This window comes from Micromonospora sp. NPDC051924, assembly GCF_055586005.1.
In genome coordinates this window covers 1-23,246 of the sequence record NZ_JBVJJA010000035.1, presented here as the reverse complement: position 1 = coordinate 23,246, position 23,246 = coordinate 1, and the positions used below count along the sequence as shown (strand labels likewise).

Genomic DNA, 23,246 nt, shown 5'->3' with positions numbered 1-23,246 from the left:
TTGTCACGGTGACAATCTGGGAGCCGACCGGGCTGGCCGGCGGTGGACCCCGCTATCTGGCGCTCGCCGACGCGATCGGCGCCGACATCGCGGCCGGCCGGCTCTCCCCCGGCGACCGGCTGCCGCCGCAGCGGGAGCTGGCCCGGCGGCTCGGCGTCACCGTCGCCACCGTCGGCCGCGCCTACCAGGTGGCCGCCCGGCGCGGCCTGCTCAGCGGCGAGGTCGGGCGCGGCACCTTCGTCGCCCCCGCACCGAGCCCGCCGGTCGCCGCCAGCACGCCGGCGCTGGACGTGGCCGCCGTGCACCCGCCCGGCCACGGTCCGGTGCACCGGGCCGTCGCGCCGATCCTGCACCGGATCGCCGCCGACCCCCTCGCGGTCGGCGCGGAGGACGCCGACGCGGTGCGGCACCGGATCGCCGGCGCCCGCTGGATGGCCCACGCCGGCTGGCGGCCGGAGCCGGACACCGTCGAGGTGACCGCGGGCGGGCAGCACGGCCTCGCCGCCGCGCTGGCCGCCGTGGCCCAGCCCCGCCACGTGGTGGTGACCACCGAGCTGACCAACCCCGGGCTGCTCGCCGCCGCCCGGCTGCTCCGCGTCGAACTGGCCACCGTGCCCAGCGACGCGGCCGGCGCCCGCCCGGACGCGATCGACCGGCTCTGCGGGCGGCGGCGGGTGGCGGCGCTGCACCTGCACCCCACCCTGCACAACCCGACCGGGATCACCATGCCGGCGGACCGCCGTCGGGAGATCGCGGCCGTCGCCGCCGCCCACGACCTCACCGTCATCGAGGAGGACCCGTTCGGGGCGCTGCGGCCCGACCGGCCGCCGCCGGTCGCCGCCTGGCATCCCCGCACCGTGCACCTGACGGGCATCACCAAGACCCTCGCCCCCGGGCTGCGGATCGGCTACCGGTACGCCCCGGCGGCGCTGGCCGAACCGCTGCGCGCCGCCGCCCGCGCCCTGGCCTGGGCGCCCGCGCCGCTGGTCGCCGAGGTCGCCACCCAGCTCGTGCTGAGCGGGGCCGCGCACCGGCTCGCCGCCGCCCGCGCCGCCGAACTGGCCGGCCGGGCCGCGCTCGCCCGGGACCTGCTCGGCGACCGGGTGGCGGTCGACGGGCCAGCGCCGTTCGCCTGGGTACGCCTCGACCACGACGCCGAGCCGGTCACCGCCCTCGCCCGCCGCCGCGGGATCGCGGTGGCGGAGGTGGACGAGTTCGCCGCCCGGCGGGGCGTGCCGCCCGGGCTGCGGGTCAGCCTCAGCGCCGACGAGGAGACGGTCCGCACCGCGCTGCGCGCCCTGGCGCGGCTGTTGCCCGGCTGAGCAACCGCGCATCCCCTTTCCGCCCGCCGCCAGGCCGGCCGGTGCTTCCGGATCGACGTCCTCCCCTGGCGGAGCTCCGCCACACCTGCGCGCGTCGCGGCGTGTTGTCACCAGGTGAGCATTGGTCGCGGAAGTGATATGTCTCTCAGGCATGAATATGTCTGAGAGACATATCCCTTGGTACGGGCGTGCCTGCTCAGCCGGCCGGCCGTCGAGGGGCGTCGGGCGTTCCGTGTCTCGTGCCAGCCGCGAGCAGAGGCGTCAGCGCAACGCGCCGGTCGACCGCAGGTGGTCGAAGATGACCTGGTCAACCGGGGAGACCCGGGGCCGGTCCGGATAGCCGAGCCAGGCCAGCTCCTCGATCTCGCTCGCCGGTCGCAGCGCGCCCCGGTAGTCAGCGGCGTAGCAGGTCATCCGCACCAGCGTCCCGGCGGCGTGGCCGTGCGCCTGGGCCGAGAAGGTGCCGACGGCCTCCACCGACTCCGGCACGATCGCCACGTCCAACTCCTCGCCGATCTCCCGGATCAGGGTCTCCAGATCGGTCTCGCCCGGCTCCCGCTTGCCGCCGGGCAGGTACCAGACATCCTTTCCCCGGGACCGGGTGCTCAGGACGCGGCCGTCCTCGACCCGGATCCAGGCCACCTTGTCGATCTCGCGCACATCGCCCCCCGCTCGGCTGCGGCCTCACCATAGTCAGTGGCACGGCGGCGCCCGGTGCCGGGTCAGCCGCCGATCGGGGCCCCGCGCCACTGCCAGGACCCGCGCGGCGGCCGGCCGGGCAGGGTGCGGCGACCGACACACCAGCGCAGCGCGTCCCACGGGTCGACGTCGGCCAGGCTGGCGGCCACGTCGGGAAAGAGCCGGGCGACGACCCGGGCGCAGGCCGGACGCGGCGGGTCGACGGCCACCCCGAGACCGGCGGCGATGTCCTCCCCGTGCACCAGCACCTCGACGCAGCCCATCGCCGCGAAACCCTCCGGGTCGGCCCGGCCGGTCGGGTGGAACGCGCGCACTCCGGCTGGGGTGCCCCGGACGACGAGGGCGAGCATCCGGGCCGCGCAGACGGCGAACTCCAGCAGTTGCCCAGCCGGAGCATCCCGCTCGGCGACCGCCTCGAAGCAGACGTACCGGTCGTCGGGGCGGGCCACCAGCTGGGCCGCGTACGACAGCAGGGTGTCGCCGACGTGCTCCGCCGTCCGTCGGCAGTCCCACTCCAACGAGCCGGCCGGCCGCGACCAGTCGGCAGCCGCCACCGGCCCCAGCGCCGCCGCCACGCACGACGTCGCTGCTTCCAGATCCTCGGCGTTGACCGTCATCGCGCCCTCCCCCGGTACGCCCGTGCGGCCCATCCTGCCCGAGTCGCCCCGTCGCCGCCGCCCCGGCCTGCGGGCCGCCTCGCTAGGCTCGCGACATGGCCCGTACCACCCACCCCGGCGCCTGCCCGCTGGACTGCCCGGACACCTGCGTCTGGCAGCTCACAGTGGAGGACGGCCGGGCCGTCGCGCTGCGCGGCGACCGCGACCACCCGTTCACCCGGGGCGCGCTCTGTGGCAAGGTCAACCGCTACCTCGACGCGGTCAACGGGCCCGACCGGCTGACCACCCCGTACGTGCGCACCGGGCCGAAGGGCGCCGGGCGGGTCTCCTTCCGGCCGGCGAGCTGGGACGAGGCGGTCGAGCGGGTGGCCGCCGGGCTGCGGGCCAGCATCGAGCGGGACGGCCCGGAGGCGGTTCTGCCCTACTACTTCGCCGGCACGATGGGGCACGTGCAGGGCTGGACCATGGGTCCCCGGCTCTTCGCCCACCTGGGCGCCTCCCGGCTGGACACCACCATCTGCACGGCGGCGGCGCGGGCGGCGCTGCGCTCGATCTACGGCGGCCAGGTCGGCTTCGAGCCGGAGTCCATCGTGGACGCGAAGCTGATCGTGCTGTGGGGCGCCAACCCGCTCGCCACCAACCTGCACCTGTGGCCGTTCGTGCAGCGGGCCCGGGAGCGCGGCGCGTACCTCGTCACCATCGACCCGCTGCGCACCGACACCGCGGCGCGCAGCGACGGGCACGTCGCCCCGCTGCCCGGCACCGACGCCGCGCTGGCGCTGGGCCTGATGCGCGGCGTCCTGGACGCCGGCGCGCTCGACGAGGAGTGGCTGGCCGCGCACACGGTCGGCTGGGCGGAGCTGGCGGCGCGGCTGGCCGAGTGGCCGGTGGAGCGGGCCGCCGCCGAGTGCGGCCTCCCGGTCGAGGTGGTCCGCCGGCTCGGCGAGCGGATCGCCACCACCCGGCCCACCGCGGTCCGGGTCGGGCTGGGCCTGCAACGGCACCACGGCGCCGGCCAGGCGATCCGAGCGATCTGCGCGCTGCCGCTGCTCACCGGCGACTTCCGGTACCCGGGTGGCGGCGCCCTGGTCTCCACCAGCGGGCACCACCCGATCGACGAGGGGCCGGTGGTGCGGCCGCCGGACCTGCCGGCCCCGCCCGCCCGCTCGCTGAACATGAGCCGGCTCGCCGAGGTGCTCACCGAGGCGGCCGACCCGCCGGTGACCTCCCTGGTGGTGTTCAACGCCAACCCCGCCGCCACCGCCCCGGACCAGAACCGGCTGCTCGCCGGCCTGCGCCGGGACGACCTGCACACCGTGGTGCTGGAGCAACGCTGGACCGACACCTGCGACTACGCCGACGTGGTGCTGCCGGCCACCATGCAGCCCGAACACCTCGACCTGCACTCCGCCTACGGCCACCACTACACGACGCTGAACCTGCCGGCCACCGAGGCGCCCGGCGAGGCGCTGCCGAACACCGAGATCTTCCGCCGGATCGCCGCCGCCCTCGGCATCGACCATCCCCGGCTGCGGGACAGCGACGAGGAGTTGGCCCGGCAGTTGCTGCGCGGCTCCCCGGTCAGCTTCGAGGAGCTGTGCGAGCGGACGTACGCCCGGACCACCGGGGTGGCGGTCGGCTCGGCCCCGTACGCCGCCGGTGGTTTTCCGACCGCCGACGGCCGGGCCCGGTTGCACGACCCGTCGCTGGCCCGGCTCGGGGTGGATCCGGTGCCCGGCTTCACCCCGCCGGCCGAGGCCGGGGACGCGGCGCTGGCCACCCGGTTCCCGCTGGTGCTCCTCGCCCCGGCCGGGAAGTTCCTGATGAACTCCACCTTCGCCTCGCTGCCCTGGCACACCCGGCGGACCGGGCCGCCCCGGGTGCACCTGCACCCGGACGACGCGGCGGCGCGCGGCCTGGCCGACGGCGACGCGGTGCGGGTGCACAACGACCGGGGCGCGTTCCTGGCCGCGGTCGCCGTGGACGACGCGACCCGCCCCGGGGTGGCCTTCACCTACAAGGCGTACTGGGCGCGGCTGAGTCCCGGCCGGGCCACCGTCAACGCGGTGACCGCGGTCCGCGACACCGACCTGGGCGGCGGGCCGACCTTCCACGACTGCCGGGTCGAGGTCGAGCCGGTCCCCGCCGAGCTGCTGCTCGTCGACCCGCCCGCCGACGCCGAGGCCGTGCCGGTCGGCTGAACCCGGGACCTCCGGCCCGCCCGCGCGGTCCCTGCGCCCCTGCTCCCGCCCGCCGCCCGTCCGTAGCGTCGAAAGCGGAAGCGAGGAGGTCGCCATGCGTACGTGGCAGGTGCAGGACGTGATGACCACCGACGTGACGTCGGTACGGGAGGACACGGCGTACCGGGAGATCGTCGACGTGCTGACCGGCCGGCACGTCACGGCGGTACCGGTGGTGGACGGGGCGCGGCGGGTGCTCGGCGTGGTGTCCGAGGCGGACCTGCTGTACAAGGTGGAGCTGCTGGGGCAGCCGCAGGAGCGGCGGATCTTCCCCAACCGGCACCAGCGGGAGGCCCGGGCGAAGGCCGGCGCCACCCTGGCCGCCGACCTGATGACCGCTCCCCCGGTCACGGTGTCCCCGGACGCCTCGCTGGTCGAGGCGGCCCGGGTCATGGACGAACGGCACGTGAAGCGGCTGCCGGTGGTCGACGACCTCGACCGGCTGGTCGGCATCGTGACCCGCGGCGACCTGCTGAAGGTGCACCTGCGACCGGACGCCGACCTCCGGCGGGACGTGGTGGACGAGGTGCTGCGCCACACCCTGGGCGTGCCCGACGACGTGGTCGAGGTGACCGTCTCGGGCGGGGTGGTGACCCTCACCGGGCAGCTCGACCGCTGGTCGACCGTGCACCTCGCGCTGCGGATGACCCGCCAGGTGAGCGGCGTGGTCGAGGTGGTCGCCGCGCTCGGGTACGCGATCGACGACGCCCCGATGTCCGCGCTGCGGGCCGCGTCGATCACCCCGGCCGGCATCGCCTGACGGTGCCCCGACGGGCCGCCGGCGTCGGTTCGACGCCGGCGGCTCAGCTCTCGGCGAGCGCGTCCAGCACCAGCGCGGCGGTCCAGCTGAACGCCGGCGAGCCGAGCCCCGCCCCGGTGTCCGGGTGGAAGTACTCGTGGCAGCCGCTGCTGGCGACCAGCGCGTACATCGACTCGCGCAACCCGGCGGCCAGGTCGGGCCGGTGGTGGGTACGCAGCCCGCGCCACAGCAGCCAGGCGATGTTCACCCAGCTCGGGCCGCGCCAGTAACGCAGCGGCTCGAAGTCCGGGGCGGTGCGGTCGTAGGTGGGCAGCGGGCGGTCCATCCGGGCGGCCAGGCCGAACCGGGGCGAGCACGCCTCGGCGAGCACCGCCGCGACCTGGCGGGCGGGCAGGTCGGGCAGGATCAACGGCAGCAGCCCGAGCACCGTCCGCGCCGGGACGAGCCGGTCGGTGCGCAGGTCGCGAGGGCGGAAGGTGCCGGTCACCGGGTCGTAGAGCCGGTCCACCAGGGCCGCAGTGATCCGCGCCGCGCGGTCCCGGTGCGGCCGCGGGTCGGCGCCGACCACGCCGGCGATCCGGACCAGGGCGTGCTCGGCCGCCCCGAGCGCGGCGTTGACCAGCGGGCACTCCACCAGGAACGGCTGCTCGGCCAGCCGCTCGTCCCGGTAGCCGGCCCCCCGGTAGGCCGCCACGATCGCGACGTACCGCGCGTAGTCCAGGTCGGTGGGGCGGTGCGCCGCGTCGGCGTGCGTGGTGTCGTGCCGGCGGTACGCGCGCATCACGGCGGCCTCGGCGGGCACCGCGGCCATCGGGTCGTCCCAGGCGGGGCTGTTGTCCAACCCGGACTCCCACGGATGCACGATGCAGGCCAGCCCGCCCCCGCCGACGTCGCGCCGCCCGGTCAGGTAGCGCTGCTGGGCGACCAGCCGCGGATAGAGCCAGCGCAACGCCTGCACCGATGCCTCGGAGGGGGCCCGGCGGTGCGCCAGCCAGGCGGCCGGGGCGTGCACCGGCGGCTGGACGATGCCGGAGGTGGCCACGGCCGGTGTTCCGTCGGCGCGGGACGAGTCCCAGAACCCGGGCCCGGGAAAGTACGAGCCGACCCGCAGCGCGGGATTGAACACGATGTGCGGCACCCGCCCGTCGGCCCACTGGGCGGAGAAGAGCGTGCGCAGCTCCCGCCAGGCCCGGTCGGGGCGCAGGTGCGCCAGCCCGACCGCGATGAACGCCGAGTCCCAGCTCCACTGGTGCGGGTAGAGGGTGCGCGACGGGACGGTGTGGCCGTGCTCCCAGTTGGCGTCGAGGGTGGTGACGGCCAACCGGCGGAGCAGGGCGGCCCGTTCCGCGCCCGCGCCGCCCTCCCGCGTGGACTCCGGCGCGCCGCCCAGGGGGCCGGCGCTCACGCGGCCGCCCGCCACGGCCCGGCCTGCCCGAGCACGGCGGCGGCCTGCCGCAGGGCGGCGACCGGTTCGCCGCGCAGCCGGCACTCCAGGGCCAGCCAGCCGGGATAGCCGATCTCGTCGAGAGTGCGCAGCAGCGCCGCCCAGTCCAGGTGTCCGGCCCCCGGCTGGTACCGGTTGGAGTCGCTGACCTGCACGTGCCCCAGGTACGGCGCGGCGGCGCGCAGCGCCGCGTGCACGTCGTCCTCCTCGATGTTCATGTGGAAGGTGTCGGCGACGACGCGGACCGAGGGCAGGCCGACGGCCCGGCACAGCGCGACCGCCTCGTCGAGGCGGTTGACCATGTGGTCCTCGTACCGGTTGAGGGGTTCGAGGAACAGGGTGACCCCCTCCGCGCGGGCGTGCTCGCCCAGCTCGCCCAGGGCGTCGATGAGCACCTGCCGGTCGCCCTCGGGCGGGCGGGGCGGCTCGAACGGTGGCAGCCGGCGGGAGAACATCCCCCAGGCGGCGGGGGTCATCGCGCCGACCCCGCCGAGCTCGGCGATCACCGAGAGCTGGGAGCGGAGGTTGCGGACCGCGTCCCGGGAGCGGTCCGGGTCGAAGTCGCCGATGAAGTGGTCCATCTCGACGCAGACGGTCGGCATGACCACCCCGTCGGCGCGGGCCCGGCGCAGCTCCGGCAGCCGCCGGGCGAACGCCAGGTCGCCCCGGCCGCGCAGCTCGATGCCCTGGTAGCCGAGGGACACGGCGAGGGCGTACTTCTCGGCGAGGCCGGCGCCGGGGAGCAGTTGCTCCTGGCAGGCGAGCGGGATTGTCATCGGAGCTCCTTTGAGGAGACCGTCAAGGGAACTTCAGCACCACTTGGAGGACGTCACCGTCCTCGCGGTCGAGCAACGCGAGCGCGTCGGCCACCGCGCCCGCGTCGACGACGTGGCTCACCAGCGGCAGCGGGTCGACGCAGCCCTCGGCCACCAGGTCCATGAAGGTGTGCGCGATCCGGGGTCCGGTCCACCGGCCGGCCGTGCCGGGTGCCGGGGTGGGCCCGGAGACCTGGGCCGCCACCAGCTGGATCCGGTTGTGGTGGAACTCCTCGCCGAGTCCCAGCCCGTGGGCGTACCCCTGGTAGAAGCCGGCGGCGACGACCCGGCCGGCGGGCGTGGTGGCCCGGATCGCCTCGTGCAGCGCCGGGTACGACCCGGACAGCTCCAGGCAGACGTCGGCGCCGCGCCCGCCGGTGGCCGCGTGGAGCACGACGGCGGCCGAGTCGACGGCGGCGTCGACGACCCGGCGGGCGCCGAGCCGGGCGGCGTGCTCCAGCCGGGCCGGCACCCGGTCGACGGCGACCACCCGGGCTCCGGAGAGGACGGCGAGCCGGGTGCCGAGCAGTCCGATCACCCCCTGCCCGAAGACCCCCACCCAGTCGCCGAGGTGCAGGTCACCGGCGAGCACCGCGGTCAGCGCGATGGCGCCGGGGCGGGCGAAGACGGCGGCCAACGGGTCGAGCCCGGGGGCGAGCGGGGTGACCGCGCCGGCCGCCACCACGGCCTCCGCGCGGTGCCCCCAGATCCCCCAGACGACTTGCCCGGGGCAACGGTCGGCGACGTCGGGGGCGACCTCGACGACCTCGCCGACCTCCTCGTAGCCGAAGCCGACCACGGGGTAGGCCGGCGCGGCCTGCCGGGGCACGAACATCCGGGCGGCGTCGTCCCAGTCCTTGCTGAGCCGGGGGTTGCTGCCCCGGTAGAGGGTCAGCTCGGTGCCGGCGGAGATGCCGGAATAGCAGGTGCGGACGCGGATCTGGCCCGGGCCGAGCGGGTCCGGGGGGCAGGGCTCGAGGCTCACGCGCCGGGGCCCGGCCAGAGAGACAACCCAGTTGGCCATGGCGTCGCTCCGAGAAAAGTGCCGGCCCCGATTCTAGCCGAAAAAATCGGCATATGTGGTTGGATTGATCAATAGATGGGTATTGAAGGCACGCCGTGCTCTACCGAGAGGAGTGCCACCGATGCCATCACCCTCGCGCCGGCTGCTCGCTTCCACCCTGATCCTGGCATTTGCCACGACCGGGCTGGCCGCCTGCGGCGACGATGGACAGAAAGCCGACAGTTCCCAGCTGACCGTGTGGAGCCTGGAGGACGTGGCCGACCGGGTCAACGCCACCAAGGCGATCATCGCCGACTACACCGCGAAGACCGGGGTGAAGGTCAACCTGGTCACCGTCAACGAGGACCAGTTCCCCTCCCTCATCGCCTCCAGCGCCGCCGCCGGCGACCTGCCCGACCTGGTCGGCTCGCTCTCCCTCGCCGGGGTGCGCACCCTCTCCGGCAACGACCTGGTGGACCCGGACGCCAACAAGGCCATCGTCGACAAGCTCGGCAAGGACACCTTTTCGCCCCGTGCCCTGGAGCTGGCCAGCGAGGACGGCAAGCAGCTCGCCGTCCCCAGTGACGGGTGGGGCCAACTGCTCGTCTACCGCAAGGACCTGTTCGCCGCCGCCGGCCTGCCCGCCCCCGACACGTACGAGAAGATCGCCGCCGCGGCGGCCAAGCTGAACACCGGCGGCGTCGCCGGCATCACCGCCGCCACCGCCCCCGGCGACGTCTTCACCCAGCAGACCTTCGAGCACCTGGCGCTGGCCAACAACTGCCAGCTCACCGACGACTCCGGGAACGTGAAGCTGGACTCCCCCGAGTGCGTCGAGGCGTTCCGCTTCTACGGCGACCTGATGCGCAACCACTCGGTCAAGGGCGCGCAGGACGTGGACACCACCCGGGCCACCTACTTCGCCGGCAAGGCGGCCATGCTGATCTGGTCGCCGTTCATCCTGGACGAGCTGGCCGGGCTGCGGAACGACGCCAAGCCCACCTGCCCGCAGTGCCAGTCCGACCCGGCGTTCCTGGCCAAGAACAGCGGCTTCGTCACCGCGATCAAGGGCCCGAACGGCACCGAGCCCGCCCAGTACGGCGAGATCAGCTCCTGGTCGGTGCTCGACGGCGCGGCCGACTCGGCCAAGTCCTTCGTGGAATACATGCTCTCCGACGGCTACCCGCGCTGGTTCGGCATGTCGCCCGAGGGACGCGTCCCGGTGCGGACCGGCACCGCCGAGGACAAGCAGAAGTTCCTCACCGCCTGGAACACCAGCCAGGCCGGGGTGGACGCCAAGAAGCCGCTGTCGGCGGTCTACGGCGACGACGTGCTGGCCACCCTGCGCAAGAGCCCGGACACCTTCCAGCGCTGGGGGCTGCCGCAGGGCCAGGGGAAGCTGGTCGGCGCGATCCTCGGCGAGCTGCCGGTGCCCAAGGCGCTCGCCGACGTGATCGCCGGGAAGTCCGACGCCGCGGCCGCCGCCAAGCGGGCGCAGCAGGACGTCGAGGCGATCAAGAAGGGCGTGAATTGACCACCACCGCGCCGGAGGCCGGCCGCTCCCCGACCCGGGAGCGGCCCCGCCCCGGCAGACGCCCGCTCACCCTGCGCCGCCGCGAGTCCCGTGCGGGGCTCGCGCTGGTCACCCCCACCCTGCTCGTCGTGCTCGCGGTGATCGGCATCCCCATCGTCTGGACGATCGTGCTGGCGTTCCAGCGGGTACGCCTGGCCACCCTGCGCAGGACCGGCCTCTTCGGCGAGCTGACCCTGGACAACTTCGACCGGGTGCTGCACACCCCCGGGTTCGCCGACACCCTCTGGACCACGCTGGTCTACAGCCTCGGCGGCACCGTCGGGTCCATCCTGGTCGGGCTGGTCGCGGCGCTGGTCGTCCGTCGGCCGTTCCGGGGCCGCACGATCGTCCGCGCGTCCATGCTGCTGCCGTACGTGGCGCCGGTGGTCGCGATGGCCTTCGTCTGGCAGGTGATGCTGGATCCGCAGCTCGGCATCGTCAACGACTGGGGGCGGCGGTTCCTCGGCTGGGACTCGCCGGTCCCGTTCCTGTCCCAGGAGTCCACCGCGCTCTGGACGGTGATCGCGTTCGAGGCGTGGCGGTACTTCCCGTTCGCCTTCCTGTTCCTGCTGGCCCGGCTCCAGGCGGTGCCCGCCGAGCTGGAGGAGGCGGCCCGGGTGGACGGGGCCACCCCCACCCAGCGGTTCCGGCACATCGTGCTGCCGCAGCTGATGCCGGTGATCGCCCTGCTGGGCGTGCTCCGGTTCATCATGACGTTCAACAAGTTCGACGACGTCTACCTGCTCACCGGCGGCTCGGCCGGCACCGAGGTGGTCAGCGTCCGGGTCTACCAGTTCCTCACCGCGCGTACCGACATCGGGGCGGCGGCGGCGCAGGCGGTCGTGCTGGCCGTGGTGCTGATCGTGTTCGTCGTGATCTACCTGCGCTACTTCAGCGGGCGACGGGAGGAGGCGTGATGGACCGGGACCGGATCGAGACGGTGAGCCTGCGCTGGCTGCGCCGCCTGGTGATCGCCGTCTTCCTGCTGATCACCCTGCTGCCGTTCTGGTACATGCTGGTGCTCTCGGTACGCCCCATCGAGCGGCTGCTGCTCGACCCCGGCTCGCTCTGGGTGCCGTTCGGCGAGCTGACCGTCGCCACGTACGCCGAGGTGCTCAAGTCCGTCGAGGAGGGCGGCCAGGGCTTCCTCACCTTCATCCGCAACAGCGGCCTGGTCGCGCTCTCCGCCACGGTGCTCACCCTGCTCGTCGCCATCCCCGGCGCGTACGCGGTCTCCCGGCTGCGGTTCTTCGGGCGGCGGCAGGTCAGCGCGCTCTTCCTGGCGGTCTACCTGTTCCCGTCGATCGTCATCGCGATCCCGCTCTTCGTGGTCTTCACCCGGGCCGGGCTGCGCGGGTCGCTCTTCGGGCTGGTGCTGGTCTACATCTCGCAGACGCTGCCGGTCTCGGTCTACATGCTCAAGAACTACTTCGAGACGATCCCGGTCAGCCTGGAGGAGTCCGCCGCCATCGACGGGGCCGGACGGCTCGGCATCATCCGCCGGGTGAGCCTGCCCCTGGCCGCGCCGTCGGTGATGGCCGTCGCCCTGTACGACTTCATGATCGCCTGGAACGAGTTCCTCTTCGCCCTGCTCTTCCTCGTCGACCGACCGAACCGGTGGACCGTCTCGCTGGGGCTGTCGCTGCTCTCCGACGGGGTCGAGGTGCCGAAGACCGTGCTGATGGCCGGGTCGGTGATCCTCACCCTGCCCATCGTGGTCCTCTTCTTCGCCAGTGAACGCCTGCTCACCGAGGGGCTGACCAGCGGCGCCGAGAAGGGCTGACCGTCCGCACTGCCGGGCGCCGGGGGTCACCCCCGCGCCTGGCAGTGCCGCCTTTTCCACCCGGGCCAGCCGGCGTCCGGGCTAGCGTCGGTCCAGGTCACGGCGATCGGAGCGGTATGGCGGACGTACGCGAGACCGTCGCGGTCCCCCGGGCCGGGCACCTGCTGCACGTCGAGGTGACCGGCAGCGAGGGCGTGCCGCTGGTGCTGCTGCACGGCTTCCCCGACAACCTGCACCTCTACGACGTACTGATGCCGCATCTCGGCGATCGGCGGGTGGTCCGGTTCGACTTCCTCGGCTGGGGCCGCTCCGACAAGCCCGCCGGCTACCCGTACACGGCGGACAACATGACCGGCGACCTCGCGGCGGTCATCGACCATCTCGGACTGGAGCGGGTCGTACTCGTGGCGCATGACGCGTCCGGGCCGCCGGCGATCGACTGGGCCCTGCTCTACCCGCACCGGGTGGCCGCGCTGGTGCTGCTCAACACCTACTACCACCAGACGGCGAGCCTGCGCCGACCGCCCGTCATCGCGCTGTACTCGACTCCGCTGCTGCGGAACGTGGCCCGGAAAGTGGCCGGCCAGGGGTCCGGCCTCGCCCGGCGTCTCTACTTCTGGCAGTTGGGCAGATTCATCTCCGACGACCGACGCCGGGACCCGCTGGTGCACCGCCTGTACGACTCGTTCACCGCCGCCCAGCCGGCGTTCTGGCGGCTCAACGACGACCTGCTCGGCACCGTGCTGACGCGCCGCCGCCGGCTACCCGACCTGCGCCGGTTCGACCGGCCGGTACGGGTGATCTTCGGCGTGGACGACCGCTCCCTCAACCCGCGGGTCGCCCGCCGTTTCGCCGGCCTCTTTCCGCGTGCCGAACTGCACCTCGTGCCGAACGCGAGCCACTTCGTACAGATCGACCAGCCGGAGCGGGTCGCCGAGCTCGTGTTGGCCGCCGGTTGGCGCCACCCTGCCCGCAGTTGACCTTGGCAGGCCGCGGGGCCAGGATGGCCGGGTGCGAGCGGCCACGGAACGGACAGTCAGCACCCGGATCGCCCGACTGTTCACCGAGGTGCTCGCACCGAGTGTCCTGGTCACCGCCATGACGCTTGTCGGGGTCGCCCGGGTCAGCCGGTCCTGGTGGGACGTGCTGGTCTGGGGCGGCACGGCGCTGCTGTTCTGCGCCGTCATCCCGATCGCCGTGCTCGTCCACGGCGTACGCCGGGGCACCCTCAGCGACCGGCACATCGGCGACCGGACCCAGCGGTCCCGGCCGCTGCTGATCGGCCTGGTCTCCGTGGCGGTCGGGCTGGCGCTGCTCGCGGCGCTGCACGCCCCGACGGTGCTGTTCGCCATGGTCGTGGTCATGTTCGTCGTCGGCGCCGTGTGCACCGCGGTGAACCACTGGTGGAAGCTCAGCATCCACGCCGCCTGCGTGGCCGGCTCCACCACCGTGCTGGTATTGCTCTTCGGGCCGGCCCTGCACGTGGGCTGGGTGCTGGTCGCGGCGGTGGCCTGGTCCCGGGTCGAGTTGCGCGACCACACCTGGCCGCAGGTCGTCGCCGGCACGGTCGCCGGGATTCCGCTGGCCGCCGGCACCTTCCTCGCGCTCACCTGAGCCGTCGCCCGGCGGGCGGCCAGCAAGATCAGCTACCGTGGCGGCATGGGCAAGCCGACGCGTTGGGTGACGGAGACCAAGCCGGGACACTCGCAGTGGTACATCGACCGGTTCCGCCGGCTGGCGGCGGAGGGGGCGGACCTGGCCGGCGAGGCGCGGCTGCTGGACGCCCTGGTCCCGCCGGGTGCCCGGATCCTCGACGCCGGCACCGGCACCGGCCGGGTCGCCGCCGCGCTGTCCGCGCGCGGGCACACCGTGGTCGGCGTGGACGCCGACCCGAGCCTGATCGAGGCCGCCCGGACCGATCACCCCGGCCCGCGCTTCCTGGTCGCCGACCTCGCGGAGCTGGACCTGGCCGCGCAGGGCGAGCCCGAGCCGTTCGACGCGGCGGTGATCGCCGGCAACGTCATGGTCTTCGTCGCCCCCGGCACCGAGGGGGACGTGCTGACCCGGGTCGCCGCGCACGTCCGGCCGGACGGCCTGGTGGTGGTCGGCTTCGACACCCGCCGGGGCTACCCCCTTGCCGACCTCGACGCCGGCGCCGTGGCGGCCGGGCTACGGGTGGAACACCGCTTCGCCACCTGGGACCTGCGCCCCTGGCGTGACGACGCCGACTGGGCCGTGACGGTACTGCGCAAGCCCACGGCCTGACGCGTCCGGCCCGCGCCGACCGACGTTGATCCACTCAATCTCGCGCATGTCGCGGTATCCCGCCGCGCTGATACCCCCACATCCCGCAAACCGGACGCCGCAGGCGGCGACGGGCGGGTCAGGCCGGGGCGGCGACGGCGCGGGCGGCGGCCGGGTCGAGCGGGCTGCCGGCCGGGACCAGGCTGACCAGGCTCGCCGGCAGCCGGACCGGTCGGACGCCCGGGTAGCCGAGCACGCCGAGCACGTCCGCGCTGGTGAGGACGTATCGCCGGCCCAGGTCGGTGACGACGCTGACCGCGCCGCCGGTGGCGCCCGGGGCGGCGACCGACTCGACCACCGCGCCCCGGCCGGGCTCGACCACCACCTGGTCGGCTAGCCCGGCGTGGCCGGCGGCGGTCCGCGCGGCGGCGGAGAGGTCCGGCGGGGTGACGCCGATTCGGAGATCGCGTACGGCGCTGTCGTCGCCCACCCGGGCGCAGAGCGCGCCGCCCTCCACGGTCGCCAGCCGGGGCGGTACGGCTGGCGGCGCGGTCGGTCCGGTGGGCACCCGGTCGGGAAGCTTGGGCAGGGCCGCGAAGCGCCCGAGGGTGATCGGCTTCGGGTCGCCCTGGCCGGTGCGGGCGAGCAGCAGGGCGGCCTGAAGCTCGGTGATGCCGGCGAGCCCGTCCCGCTCGGCGACCGCGTACTGGCGGCCGCCGCCGGAGTTGCGCACCAGGTAGACGTCGCCGACGGTGGCGCCGTCGACCCGGGCGGACGGCTCCCCCAGGCCGGGCAGCGCGGGCGGGGCCAGGTCGGCGCCGGCCGGCACGGTGTTGAGCAGCGCGGCGGCCACCCGCACGGCCCGTTCCCGGGTCGCGGCCAGCGCGGCCAGCACCCGGTCGGTGTCGCGAACAAGGTAGCGCCGGTCGTGCCAGAGCAGGTGCAGGGTGCCGTCCGGGTGGCGCAGCAGCAGCCCCTGCTCGCCGAGCGGCCGGCCGCCGGTGGCCTCCCGCCCGATCAGCAGCGCCGAGCGGGACGCGGCGCGCCCGGGCTCGGTGGTGGCCACGGAGCACACCGTCCAGGGGCCGGTGGCGAGCCGGCCCGGCGCGGGCAGCGAGTCCGGCGCGTCGGCGATGCCGAGCGGCAGGCCGCGTGGCACCCCGTCGATCGCGCGGCGCGAGACCAGGACCGTCCTCGGGTGCTCCGTCCCGATGATCAGCAGCGCGGAGGCGTAGTTGAGCACCGGGTGCAGCCTCTGCTCCCGGTAGACGAACCGCGCGCCGGACTCCTTCTCCACGATCACCGCGCCCGGGTCCCGCCAGGAACTGCCGCCGCCGGCGAAGAGGCCGTAGAGGGCGACGCCGCCGAGCGCGATCACCGCGACCAGCACGCTGGCCAGGCCCGCGCCGGCCAGCCGCCGGAAGGGCGACTGCGCCGGGTCGGTCTCCCGCATCACCAGCGCCGCGACCGCCCGCTGGACGGTGAACTGGTACGAGTGGAGCTGGTCCTGCCGCGACGGCATCGGATCCCTTCCGCCTGGTTCGTCGGCGGACAGGATAGACGCTCCGTCAATCCTTCGTGGACCGTGCGTGTCCCCCTCAGGGTCGGACGTGGGTCTCGTACATCCGCACCGCGACGAGCAGGCCGGACGCGGCGGTGAGTCCGGCCACCGCCCAGGTGGCGCCCCGGATGCCGACGAGGTCCGCGAGCAGCCCCGCCGACAGGGCGCCGACGGCGAAGCCGCCGTCGCGCCAGAGCCGGTAGACGCCCACGGCGCGGGCGCGCCACGCCGGGTGGGCGACGTCACCGACCGCCGCCAGCAGCGCGGGATACACCATCGCGGTGCCGGCGCCGAGCAGCACCGCGCCCGCCGCCCAGCCGCCGAACCCGGGCGCGGCGGCGATCAGTCCGAGCGCGCCGGCCTGGGTCAGCATCCCGACCACGATGAGGGGCTTGCGGCCGATACGGTCGGAGAGCGGTCCGGTGACGAGCTGGCCGAGCCCCCACACCGCGGGATAGAGCGCCGCCAGCACCCCGATCCGGGACAGGGAGAGCCCGGCGGCGGCGAAGAGCACCGGGAACAGCCCCCAGGCCAGGCCGTCGTTGAGGTTGTTCACCAGGCCCGCCTGGCTGGCCGAGCTGAGCGCCCGCTCCCGCCAGCTGACCAGACCCAGCACCTGCCGCGTGCTGAGGCCGCCGTGGTGGGCGCTCCCCTGGTGGTTGGCCGCCTCGTGGTGGGCGTGGCCGCGCGTCTCCCGGACGAGCAGCGCGGACAGGCCCAGGCCCACCGCGACGTACGCGGCACCGAGCAGGAACGGCGCGGGTCGCAGGCCGTACCGCGCGGCGAGGGCGCCGGTGGCCAGCGCGGTGACGGCCACGGCGAGGTAGCCCGCGGCCTCGTTCAGGCCCATGGCGAGGCCGCGCCGGTGCGGCCCGACCAGGTCGATCTTCATGATCACCGTGGTGGACCAGGCCAGCCCCTGGTTGACGCCGAGCAGCACGTTGGCGGCGACGACCCAGCCCCAACTCGGCGCCCAGATGAGCAGCAGCGGCACCGGGATCGCGACGAGCCAGCCGGCCAGCAGGACCGGTTTGCGGCCGTACCGGTCGGAGAGCGTGCCGGCGAAGAAGTTGGTGATCGCCTTGGTCGCGCCGAAGGCGAGGATGTACGTCAGAGCGGCGGTGTAGGCGGTCAGGTGGAACTCCCGCTCGCCGAGCAGCGGCAGCACGGTGCGCTCGGTGCCGAGCACGCCCCCCACCAGCGCGTTGACCGCGACGAGCAGGAGAAACTGGGCCGCGTTCGCGCGCAGCCCCAGCCGGGGCGCGGCGGAGGTCGCTGTCATCTCTTCTCCAGACATGAGGCGGGTGACCGGGGCGGTTGCCCCGGTCACCCGGCGATTCGTGGCGGTCAGACGGCCGCGTGCAGCGCCTGCCAGGCGCCGTAGCCGCCGAGCAGGTCGGAGACGTCGGCCCGGCCGGCGTTGCGGAGCAGGCTGGCCGCGACGGAGGAGCGGTACCCGCCGGCGCAGTGCACCACGACCGGCCGGTCGGCCGGCACCTCGTCGAGGCGACGGGTGAGCTCCGCGAGCGGGATGTGCCGCGAGCCGTCGACGGCGCCCTGCTCGCGCTCACCGGCGTTGCGGACGTCCAGCACCACCGGCGGGGTGGCGGTGTCGAGCGCCGCGCGCAGCTCGGTGGCGGTGACCCGGCTGGCCCGGGCCATGTCGGCGACCATCTCGAGGAACGCGCCCTCGGGCTCGCGCAGGTAACCGACGACGTGGTCGAAGCCGATCCGGGCGAGGCGTACGACAATCTCCTCCTCCCGGTCCTGCGGCGCCACCACGAGGACCTTGCGGTCCGGCGCGATCACGCTGCCGGCGGTCTCGGCGAACCGGCCGTCGGCGGGGATGTTGATCGCTCCGCGTACGTGGCCGACGGCGAACTCCTGCGGGTCGCGGGCGTCCACCACCACCGCGCCCTCGCTGCGGGCCTGGGCGAACTCGGCGGCGTCGAGCGGGCGCGGGGCCCGGCTGTGGTCGAACAGCTCGCGGGCCTTGCGGTTGAGCACCGCGTCGAAGGCGAAGTAGCCGGGCGCGGCCGGCTGTCCGCCGGTGACCAGGGCGAGGAACTGGTCCTCGCTCATCGGCGCGCAGGCGTAGTTGGTGCGGCGCTGCTCGCCGATGGTGGACTGCCGCTCGGTGGAGAGGTTCTTGCCGCAGGCCGAGCCGGCGCCGTGCGCCGGGAAGACCCGGACTTCGTCGGGCAGGCTCATCAGCTTGCGCTGGACGCTGTCGTAGAGCATCCGGCCGAGGTCGTCGGCGGTGACGCCGAGCGAGGCGAGCAGGTCGGGCCGGCCCACGTCGCCGATGAACAGCGCGTCACCGGTGAGCACCCCGTACGGCACCGGGTCGGTGGCGTGCTCGTGGACGAGGATGCTGATCGACTCCGGGGTGTGCCCGGGGGTCTCCATGATCTCCAGCGTCACGTCCCCGAGGCTGATCCGCTCCCCGTCGGTGAGCTTGCGGCTCGGGTACTCGGTCTCCGCGCGGTGCCCGTAGCCGATCCAGGCCCCGGTCGCCGCGGCGACCTCCAGGTGGCCGGCGAGGAAGTCGGCGTGGAAGTGGGTGTTGATCACCCCTTCGATGGTCAGGCCGTGCGCTCGGGCGTCGGTGAGGTACTCGTCGATGTCCCGGCGCGGGTCGACGAGCACCGCCCGCCCGGTGGTGTCGTCGGCGATCAGGTACGACGCCTGGGACAGGCAGTCCAGGTAGTACTGGGTGAACAACATCGGGCCGAACTCCTTCGCAGTGATGACTGGCGATGTACTCACGATAGCGCATACCCCCGGGGGTATATTCCGGGCCGAAGGTCCCGCCCTTCCGGGACCGCCGGCCCGCCTCAGCTCACCGGGCGTCCACCCCGGTCACGACGGGGCGGCCGCTGCGGATCCATCCGCCGGTGCCGCCACCGACCGAGCGGGCGTCGATGCCGGCGCGGGCCAGGAACTGCGCGGCGGCCAGGCTCCGGTTGCCGCTGGCGCAGATGACGTAGACCGGGTGGTTGCGCGGCAGCTCCCCGACCACGGTCGGCAGCTGGGCCAGCGGCACCGACCGGGCGCCCGGCACGTGACCCTCGACGTACTCGAACGGCTCCCGCACGTCCACCACGGTGGCGCCGTCGGCGTGGGCGGCGGCGAAGCCCGCCAGGTCGACCTCTCGCATATTTCCTCCTCGATTGTTATACCCCCGGGGGTATCCTTGCCGACCTTAACCCACCCCGCCCGCATCGACATTCCCGAGTGGGCCGGGAACAAATACCCCCGTGGGTATGTTGGGGGGCTGGAACGCCATCGAGACACGGAGGTGGGACATGGCGAGCGTGGCGCTGACCGGGGCGAACTTCGCGGAGACCGTGAGCCGGGACGGCACCGAGGCGCGGACGAAGCTGGCCGGCAGCGGCACCGGGCGCTGACCCGGCCGCCCCGGGGCGCGGGCGGGTGCCCGCGCCCCGGGCGCGGCTCAGCCGGTCAGCGTGTCCAGCGCGGCCCGCAGCCGGGCGGCGGCCTCGTCGGCGACCGCCCGCAGCTCGGGCGCGTCGCTGAGCTGCACCATCACCTGCGGATCCATCGCCTGCACCACCGTGCTGTCCGGCCCCTCGGCGCGGACGACCACGTTGCACGGCAGGAGCAGCCCGATCGCCGGGTCCGCCTGCACCGCGCGGTGCGCCAGGGGCGGGTTGCAGGCCCCCAGGATGACGTAATTCGCCAGGTCGACCCCGAGCTTGTCGCGGAGCGTCGACCGCAGGTCGATCTCGGTCAGCACCCCGAAACCCTGATCCTTCAGGGCCGCCCGGACGCGCTCCATCGTCGGGGCGAACCCGGCGGGCAGGCGGATGGTCATCGCGTAGCTCATGGCTTCTGCTCTCCTTCGGTGGACATGATGCCGGCACGCCGGGGCCGGCCGCCGGTGATTCGGCGACGCGGCACTCAGGCCAGGCCGCGCAGCATCCCGTGCCAGTACATGGCCGGCAGGCCGTACCGCTTGAGCAGCCACATGTCGTAGCGCGGCCGCATCGTGTCGAGGAACGGGAAGCTGGGCCTCGGCTTGTGCTCGTAGTCGAACTCCGCGAGCAGCATCCGGTTGTGGGCGGTCACCAGCGGGCAGGAGGTGTAGCCGTCGTAGCGGGCCGGCAGCGGCTCGCCCCGGCGCGCCGCGAGCAGGTTGGCCACCACCACGGGCGCCTGCTTGCGGATGGCGGCGCCCGTCTTCGACGTCGGCAGGTTCGCCACGTCGCCCAGCGCGAAGACCTCCGGCCAGCGGTCGCTGCGCAGCGTGTGCCGGTCGACCGCCAGATAGCCGAACGGGCTCGCCGGGTCGGCCAGCGGGCCGCCCTTCAGCCAGTCCGGCGCGCTCTGCGGCGGTACGGCGTGCAGCAGCTCGTAGTCGACCGTCTCCTTACTGCCGGAGGCGTTGTCCAGGATGACGGCGCGCCGGCTGTCGCCGTCGACCTCGACGAGCTGCGACTCGTACCGCACCTCGATGCCGTAGCCCGCGGCCACGCCCTCCAGGACACTGGCCCAGTCCGGCTGGCCGAAGATGGTCGGCGTGGGCAGCACCAGGATGATCCGCACGTCGTCCCGCACGCCCTGGCGCCGCCACCAGTCGGCCGCCAGGTAGGCGATCTTCTGCGGCGCGCCACCGCACTTGATCGGACCGGCCGGCATGGTGAAGATCGCGGTGCCGCCCCGTACGGCCCGGATGAAGTCCCAGGTGCGGGGGGCGAGGTCGACGCGGTAGTTGCTGGACACGCCGCGCGCGCCCACCGACTCCGCCAGACCGGACACCGCGTCGAAGTCGAGCTGGAGCCCGGGCGCCATGACGAGCTGGTCGTAACTGACGGTTCCGCCGTCGGCGAGCGCGACGTTCCGGTTGTCCGGATCGACCCCGGCCGCCCGGTCCCGGATCCAGGTCACGCCCTTGGGGATGAGCTTTCCTATCGGACGTGCGGTTTCCGCCGCGGTGACCTGGCCGCCGCCCACGAGCGTCCAGAGCGGCTGGTAGTAGTGCTGCTCGGCGGGCTCGATCAGGGCGATGTCGTCCACGCCCGCCCGGCGCAGCCGGGCCGCGACGCTGATGCCGCCGGTGCCGCCACCGACGATGACCACCTGGTGATGCCGTACCGGAGCCATGGAACCTCCCGGAGTGAGAAGGGCGGTCGCCGGGCACATCCGCCGGAGGGCGGGGAATTCGCCGACGACCCTCGCCGTTGACGATACCCGTGGGGGTATCCAGTAGCGAGACTGTACCCCCTGGGGTATGTTGAACGCAGGAGGTAGTGCCGTGAAGCTGCAACCCGAGATGACCAGCGAGGCGCTGACCCGGCTCAAGCGGGCCCGGGGCCAGCTCAACGCCGTCATCGAGATGATGGAGAACGGTGAGGACTGCCGGGCCGCCCTGACCCAGCTCGCGGCCGTGTCCAAGGCCATCGACCGGGCCGGGTTCAAGATCATCGCGTCCGGCATGCGGCACTGCGGCACCACCCGCGACCGCGGCGAGGAGCCGGAGATGACCGAGGAGGAGCTGGAGAAGCTCTTCCTCGCCCTGGCCTGACCGAGGATTTCCCCGCCCCCACCGCGTGGTCGCGGCGGGGGCGGGTAACACCCGCCCGTGACCCGGGCCGAAATCTGTCTCCCACATACCCCCCGGGGTATATAGGGAATGGAAGGAGAACGGCACATGGCAGTCGACGTGTCCGTCATCGCCACGTCCTCACTCGGCGACCGCAGCTACCTGGCCTCGGACGGCCAGGTGGCGATCGTGGTCGACCCGCAGCGCGACATCGACCGGATCCTGTACCTCGCGGGCGCCAAGGGGGTGCGGATCACCCACGTGGTGGAGACACACATCCACAACGACTACGTCTCCGGCGGCCTGGAACTCGCCCGGATCACCGGTGCCCGCTACCTGGTCGCCGCCGCCGACAAGGTCGGCTTTGCCCGCGCGCCGGTCACCGACGGCGACACGGTGCCCGTCTCCGACGCCCTACGCCTGCGCGTGGTCGCCACCCCGGGCCACACCTTCCACCACCTGTCGTACGTCCTCGACGAGGCCACCGACGGCGGCTGGCAGCCGGCGGGCGTCTTCACCGGCGGCTCGCTGCTGTTCGGCACTACCGGACGCACCGACCTGCTCGGCCAGGAACACGCCCACGAGCTGGCCCACCACCAGCACGCCTCGGCGCGGCGGCTGGCCGACCTGCTGCCCGACGGTGCTCAGGTCTGGCCGACGCACGGCTTCGGCAGCTTCTGCTCGGCCAGCCAGGCCGACGCCCCCGACTCGACCATCGGGCGGGAGAAGCAGGCGAACGCGGTGCTGCGGCTGGCCGCGGACGCATTCGTCACCCAGACCCTCACCGGCCTGGACGCCTACCCGGCGTACTACGCCCACATGGGCGTCGCGAACAACGCCGGGCCGGCGCCGGTCGACCTCACCCCGGTCACCCGGGCCGACGCGGCCCAGCTCCGCGACCGGATGGCCGCCGGCGAGTGGGTGGTCGACCTGCGACACCGCAAGGCGTACGCGGCCTCGCACCTGGCCGGCACGGTCAGCCTCGGGCTGGACGGCCCGATGTCGACCTGGCTGGGTTGGCTGATCGACTGGGGCACGCCGATCACGCTGCTGGCGGAGACCCCGGAGCAGGTCGCCGACGCCCAGCGTGAGCTGGTCCGGATCGGCATCGACCGGCCGGCCGCCCAGGCCACCGGCGCGGCCGAGCAGTGGGCCACCGAGCCAGGGCAGCTCCGCGAGCTGCGGATGGCGGACTTCGCCGCCCTCGCCGCGGCCCGCGCGGGCGACACCGCCGCCGGCCTGCCCGCCCCGGACGTCGTGCTCGACGTGCGGATGACCAACGAGTGGCGGGCCGGCCACGTCGAGGGCGCCGTGCACATCCCGCTGCCCGACCTGCCCCGGCGGCTCGCCGACGTGCCGGCCGGCACGGTCTGGGTGCACTGCGGCTCCGGCTACCGGGCCACCGCCGCGGCGTCGCTGCTGGCCAACGCCGGCCGCGAGGTCGTCGTGATCAACGACAAGTTCGACCGGGCCGAGGCGGCCGGCGTCGCCATGGCCGACAACGCCTGACCCCGTACCCGAGTCCCGGCCGGCGCCCCGTGCGCCGGCCGGCGCCCCACCCTGCCGCCCGCCACCGCGGTTCGTCCCCAAAAAGAGGGAAACAAACACCCCCTCACCCA

The 23,246-nt window shown here is 74.1% G+C and carries 22 protein-coding genes; 11 read left to right on the top strand and 11 right to left on the bottom strand.

The genetic code is table 11. The features are described from left to right. Positions 1-8: 8 nt before the first annotated feature. Positions 9-1,322 carry an aminotransferase-like domain-containing protein gene (locus ACZ6S5_RS24825; protein ID WP_466004144.1) on the top strand — a complete coding sequence of 438 codons (1,314 nt, stop codon included), beginning with the start codon at positions 9-11 and terminating at the stop codon, positions 1,320-1,322. 261 nt (positions 1,323-1,583) lie between these two features. Here ACZ6S5_RS24825 and ACZ6S5_RS24820 read toward each other — a convergent pair whose 3' ends face one another. Next, positions 1,584-1,982 (bottom strand): NUDIX hydrolase, encoded by a 399-nt coding sequence (locus tag ACZ6S5_RS24820; protein ID WP_466004143.1) that lies wholly within the window; start codon positions 1,980-1,982, stop codon positions 1,584-1,586. 62 nt (positions 1,983-2,044) lie between these two features. Then, a complete protein-coding gene (locus ACZ6S5_RS24815) occupies positions 2,045-2,638 on the bottom strand; it encodes a maleylpyruvate isomerase N-terminal domain-containing protein (RefSeq protein WP_466004141.1) in 594 nt (197 codons plus the stop codon). Positions 2,639-2,733: 95 nt separating this feature from the next. On the opposite strand from ACZ6S5_RS24815, the gene ACZ6S5_RS24810 reads away from it, so the two are divergent. Together ACZ6S5_RS24810 and ACZ6S5_RS24805 are read left to right on the top strand one after the other, a co-directional pair. After that, the gene (locus tag ACZ6S5_RS24810) at positions 2,734-4,839 is read left to right on the top strand and encodes a molybdopterin-containing oxidoreductase family protein (RefSeq protein ID WP_466004139.1); all 2,106 of its coding nucleotides are present in this window, start codon (positions 2,734-2,736) and stop codon (positions 4,837-4,839) included. 94 nt (positions 4,840-4,933) lie between these two features. Continuing rightward, entirely contained in the window at positions 4,934-5,638 is a 705-nt protein-coding gene (locus tag ACZ6S5_RS24805) for a CBS domain-containing protein (RefSeq protein ID WP_466004137.1), read from the top strand. 43 nt (positions 5,639-5,681) lie between these two features. Here ACZ6S5_RS24805 and ACZ6S5_RS24800 read toward each other — a convergent pair whose 3' ends face one another. Genes ACZ6S5_RS24800 through ACZ6S5_RS24790 form a run of 3 tightly spaced genes read right to left on the bottom strand, consistent with a single transcriptional unit; the run spans position 5,682 to position 8,921 of the window. Beyond that, the gene (locus ACZ6S5_RS24800) at positions 5,682-7,043 is read right to left on the bottom strand and encodes an MGH1-like glycoside hydrolase domain-containing protein (RefSeq protein ID WP_466004135.1); all 1,362 of its coding nucleotides are present in this window, start codon (positions 7,041-7,043) and stop codon (positions 5,682-5,684) included. After that, entirely contained in the window at positions 7,040-7,858 is an 819-nt protein-coding gene (locus ACZ6S5_RS24795) for a TIM barrel protein (RefSeq protein ID WP_466004134.1), read from the bottom strand. The genes ACZ6S5_RS24800 and ACZ6S5_RS24795 overlap by 4 nt, the downstream gene beginning before the upstream one ends. A gap of 22 nt (positions 7,859-7,880) precedes the next feature. After that, complete coding sequence (locus ACZ6S5_RS24790; RefSeq protein WP_466004132.1) at positions 7,881-8,921, bottom strand: zinc-dependent alcohol dehydrogenase; 1,041 nt, start codon at positions 8,919-8,921, stop codon at positions 7,881-7,883. 121 nt (positions 8,922-9,042) lie between these two features. Here ACZ6S5_RS24790 and ACZ6S5_RS24785 point away from each other — a divergent pair, with 121 nt between their 5' ends. The 6 genes from ACZ6S5_RS24785 to ACZ6S5_RS24760 all read left to right on the top strand — a co-directional run bounded on the left by ACZ6S5_RS24785 (position 9,043) and on the right by ACZ6S5_RS24760 (position 14,521). Then, on the top strand, positions 9,043-10,434 hold the full coding sequence (locus ACZ6S5_RS24785; protein WP_466004131.1) for an ABC transporter substrate-binding protein: 1,392 nt from the start codon (positions 9,043-9,045) through the stop codon (positions 10,432-10,434). After that, positions 10,431-11,390 (top strand): carbohydrate ABC transporter permease, encoded by a 960-nt coding sequence (locus ACZ6S5_RS24780; protein ID WP_466004129.1) that lies wholly within the window; start codon positions 10,431-10,433, stop codon positions 11,388-11,390. The genes ACZ6S5_RS24785 and ACZ6S5_RS24780 overlap by 4 nt, the downstream gene beginning before the upstream one ends. Further along, the gene (locus ACZ6S5_RS24775; protein ID WP_466004127.1) at positions 11,390-12,256 is read left to right on the top strand and encodes a carbohydrate ABC transporter permease; all 867 of its coding nucleotides are present in this window, start codon (positions 11,390-11,392) and stop codon (positions 12,254-12,256) included. The genes ACZ6S5_RS24780 and ACZ6S5_RS24775 overlap by 1 nt, the downstream gene beginning before the upstream one ends. Positions 12,257-12,372: 116 nt before the next feature. Continuing rightward, positions 12,373-13,236: an alpha/beta fold hydrolase gene (locus ACZ6S5_RS24770; RefSeq protein ID WP_466004125.1), complete on the top strand. Its 864-nt coding sequence runs from the start codon at positions 12,373-12,375 to the stop codon at positions 13,234-13,236. 31 nt (positions 13,237-13,267) lie between these two features. Further along, a complete protein-coding gene (locus ACZ6S5_RS24765; RefSeq protein ID WP_466004124.1) occupies positions 13,268-13,870 on the top strand; it encodes a phosphoesterase PA-phosphatase in 603 nt (200 codons plus the stop codon). Between the two features lie 45 nt (positions 13,871-13,915). Further along, on the top strand, positions 13,916-14,521 hold the full coding sequence (locus ACZ6S5_RS24760; RefSeq protein ID WP_466004123.1) for a class I SAM-dependent methyltransferase: 606 nt from the start codon (positions 13,916-13,918) through the stop codon (positions 14,519-14,521). 118 nt (positions 14,522-14,639) lie between these two features. On the opposite strand, the gene eccB is transcribed toward ACZ6S5_RS24760, so the two are convergent. The 6 genes from eccB to ACZ6S5_RS24730 all read right to left on the bottom strand — a co-directional run bounded on the left by eccB (position 14,640) and on the right by ACZ6S5_RS24730 (position 21,188). Continuing rightward, positions 14,640-16,022: a type VII secretion protein EccB gene (gene eccB / locus ACZ6S5_RS24755; protein ID WP_466004121.1), complete on the bottom strand. Its 1,383-nt coding sequence runs from the start codon at positions 16,020-16,022 to the stop codon at positions 14,640-14,642. 76 nt (positions 16,023-16,098) lie between these two features. Next, positions 16,099-17,343 (bottom strand): MFS transporter, encoded by a 1,245-nt coding sequence (locus ACZ6S5_RS24750; protein ID WP_466004119.1) that lies wholly within the window; start codon positions 17,341-17,343, stop codon positions 16,099-16,101. 65 nt (positions 17,344-17,408) lie between these two features. Next, on the bottom strand, positions 17,409-18,788 hold the full coding sequence (locus ACZ6S5_RS24745) for an MBL fold metallo-hydrolase (RefSeq protein WP_466004118.1): 1,380 nt from the start codon (positions 18,786-18,788) through the stop codon (positions 17,409-17,411). Between the two features lie 115 nt (positions 18,789-18,903). After that, positions 18,904-19,221 (bottom strand): rhodanese-like domain-containing protein, encoded by a 318-nt coding sequence (locus tag ACZ6S5_RS24740; RefSeq protein ID WP_466004116.1) that lies wholly within the window; start codon positions 19,219-19,221, stop codon positions 18,904-18,906. 297 nt (positions 19,222-19,518) lie between these two features. Then, positions 19,519-19,911: a DUF302 domain-containing protein gene (locus ACZ6S5_RS24735; protein WP_466004114.1), complete on the bottom strand. Its 393-nt coding sequence runs from the start codon at positions 19,909-19,911 to the stop codon at positions 19,519-19,521. 74 nt (positions 19,912-19,985) lie between these two features. Then, complete coding sequence (locus tag ACZ6S5_RS24730; protein ID WP_466004112.1) at positions 19,986-21,188, bottom strand: NAD(P)/FAD-dependent oxidoreductase; 1,203 nt, start codon at positions 21,186-21,188, stop codon at positions 19,986-19,988. A 151-nt stretch (positions 21,189-21,339) separates the two neighbouring features. On the opposite strand from ACZ6S5_RS24730, the gene ACZ6S5_RS24725 reads away from it, so the two are divergent. Both ACZ6S5_RS24725 and ACZ6S5_RS24720 read left to right on the top strand, forming a co-directional pair. Further along, a complete protein-coding gene (locus tag ACZ6S5_RS24725) occupies positions 21,340-21,609 on the top strand; it encodes a metal-sensitive transcriptional regulator (RefSeq protein WP_466004110.1) in 270 nt (89 codons plus the stop codon). A 126-nt stretch (positions 21,610-21,735) separates the two neighbouring features. Then, on the top strand, positions 21,736-23,136 hold the full coding sequence (locus ACZ6S5_RS24720; protein ID WP_466004108.1) for a rhodanese-like domain-containing protein: 1,401 nt from the start codon (positions 21,736-21,738) through the stop codon (positions 23,134-23,136). Positions 23,137-23,246 lie beyond the last annotated feature (110 nt).

What these genes read in the sequence shown, in the direction of transcription:
- ACZ6S5_RS24785 (WP_466004131.1), top strand. Translation starts at nt 9,043, where the DNA reads ATGCCATCACCCTCGCGCCGGCTGCTCGCTTCCACCCTGATCCTGGCA.
- ACZ6S5_RS24770 (WP_466004125.1), top strand. Translation starts at nt 12,373, where the DNA reads ATGGCGGACGTACGCGAGACCGTCGCGGTCCCCCGGGCCGGGCACCTG.
- eccB (WP_466004121.1), bottom strand. Translation starts at nt 16,022, where the DNA reads ATGCCGTCGCGGCAGGACCAGCTCCACTCGTACCAGTTCACCGTCCAG.
- ACZ6S5_RS24815 (WP_466004141.1), bottom strand. Translation starts at nt 2,638, where the DNA reads ATGACGGTCAACGCCGAGGATCTGGAAGCAGCGACGTCGTGCGTGGCG.
- ACZ6S5_RS24790 (WP_466004132.1), bottom strand. Translation starts at nt 8,921, where the DNA reads ATGGCCAACTGGGTTGTCTCTCTGGCCGGGCCCCGGCGCGTGAGCCTC.
- ACZ6S5_RS24795 (WP_466004134.1), bottom strand. Translation starts at nt 7,858, where the DNA reads ATGACAATCCCGCTCGCCTGCCAGGAGCAACTGCTCCCCGGCGCCGGC.
- ACZ6S5_RS24740 (WP_466004116.1), bottom strand. Translation starts at nt 19,221, where the DNA reads ATGCGAGAGGTCGACCTGGCGGGCTTCGCCGCCGCCCACGCCGACGGC.
- ACZ6S5_RS24730 (WP_466004112.1), bottom strand. Translation starts at nt 21,188, where the DNA reads ATGGCTCCGGTACGGCATCACCAGGTGGTCATCGTCGGTGGCGGCACC.
- ACZ6S5_RS24805 (WP_466004137.1), top strand. Translation starts at nt 4,934, where the DNA reads ATGCGTACGTGGCAGGTGCAGGACGTGATGACCACCGACGTGACGTCG.
- ACZ6S5_RS24750 (WP_466004119.1), bottom strand. Translation starts at nt 17,343, where the DNA reads ATGACAGCGACCTCCGCCGCGCCCCGGCTGGGGCTGCGCGCGAACGCG.
- ACZ6S5_RS24720 (WP_466004108.1), top strand. Translation starts at nt 21,736, where the DNA reads ATGGCAGTCGACGTGTCCGTCATCGCCACGTCCTCACTCGGCGACCGC.
- ACZ6S5_RS24745 (WP_466004118.1), bottom strand. Translation starts at nt 18,788, where the DNA reads ATGTTGTTCACCCAGTACTACCTGGACTGCCTGTCCCAGGCGTCGTAC.
- ACZ6S5_RS24735 (WP_466004114.1), bottom strand. Translation starts at nt 19,911, where the DNA reads ATGAGCTACGCGATGACCATCCGCCTGCCCGCCGGGTTCGCCCCGACG.
- ACZ6S5_RS24775 (WP_466004127.1), top strand. Translation starts at nt 11,390, where the DNA reads ATGGACCGGGACCGGATCGAGACGGTGAGCCTGCGCTGGCTGCGCCGC.
- ACZ6S5_RS24760 (WP_466004123.1), top strand. Translation starts at nt 13,916, where the DNA reads ATGGGCAAGCCGACGCGTTGGGTGACGGAGACCAAGCCGGGACACTCG.
- ACZ6S5_RS24810 (WP_466004139.1), top strand. Translation starts at nt 2,734, where the DNA reads ATGGCCCGTACCACCCACCCCGGCGCCTGCCCGCTGGACTGCCCGGAC.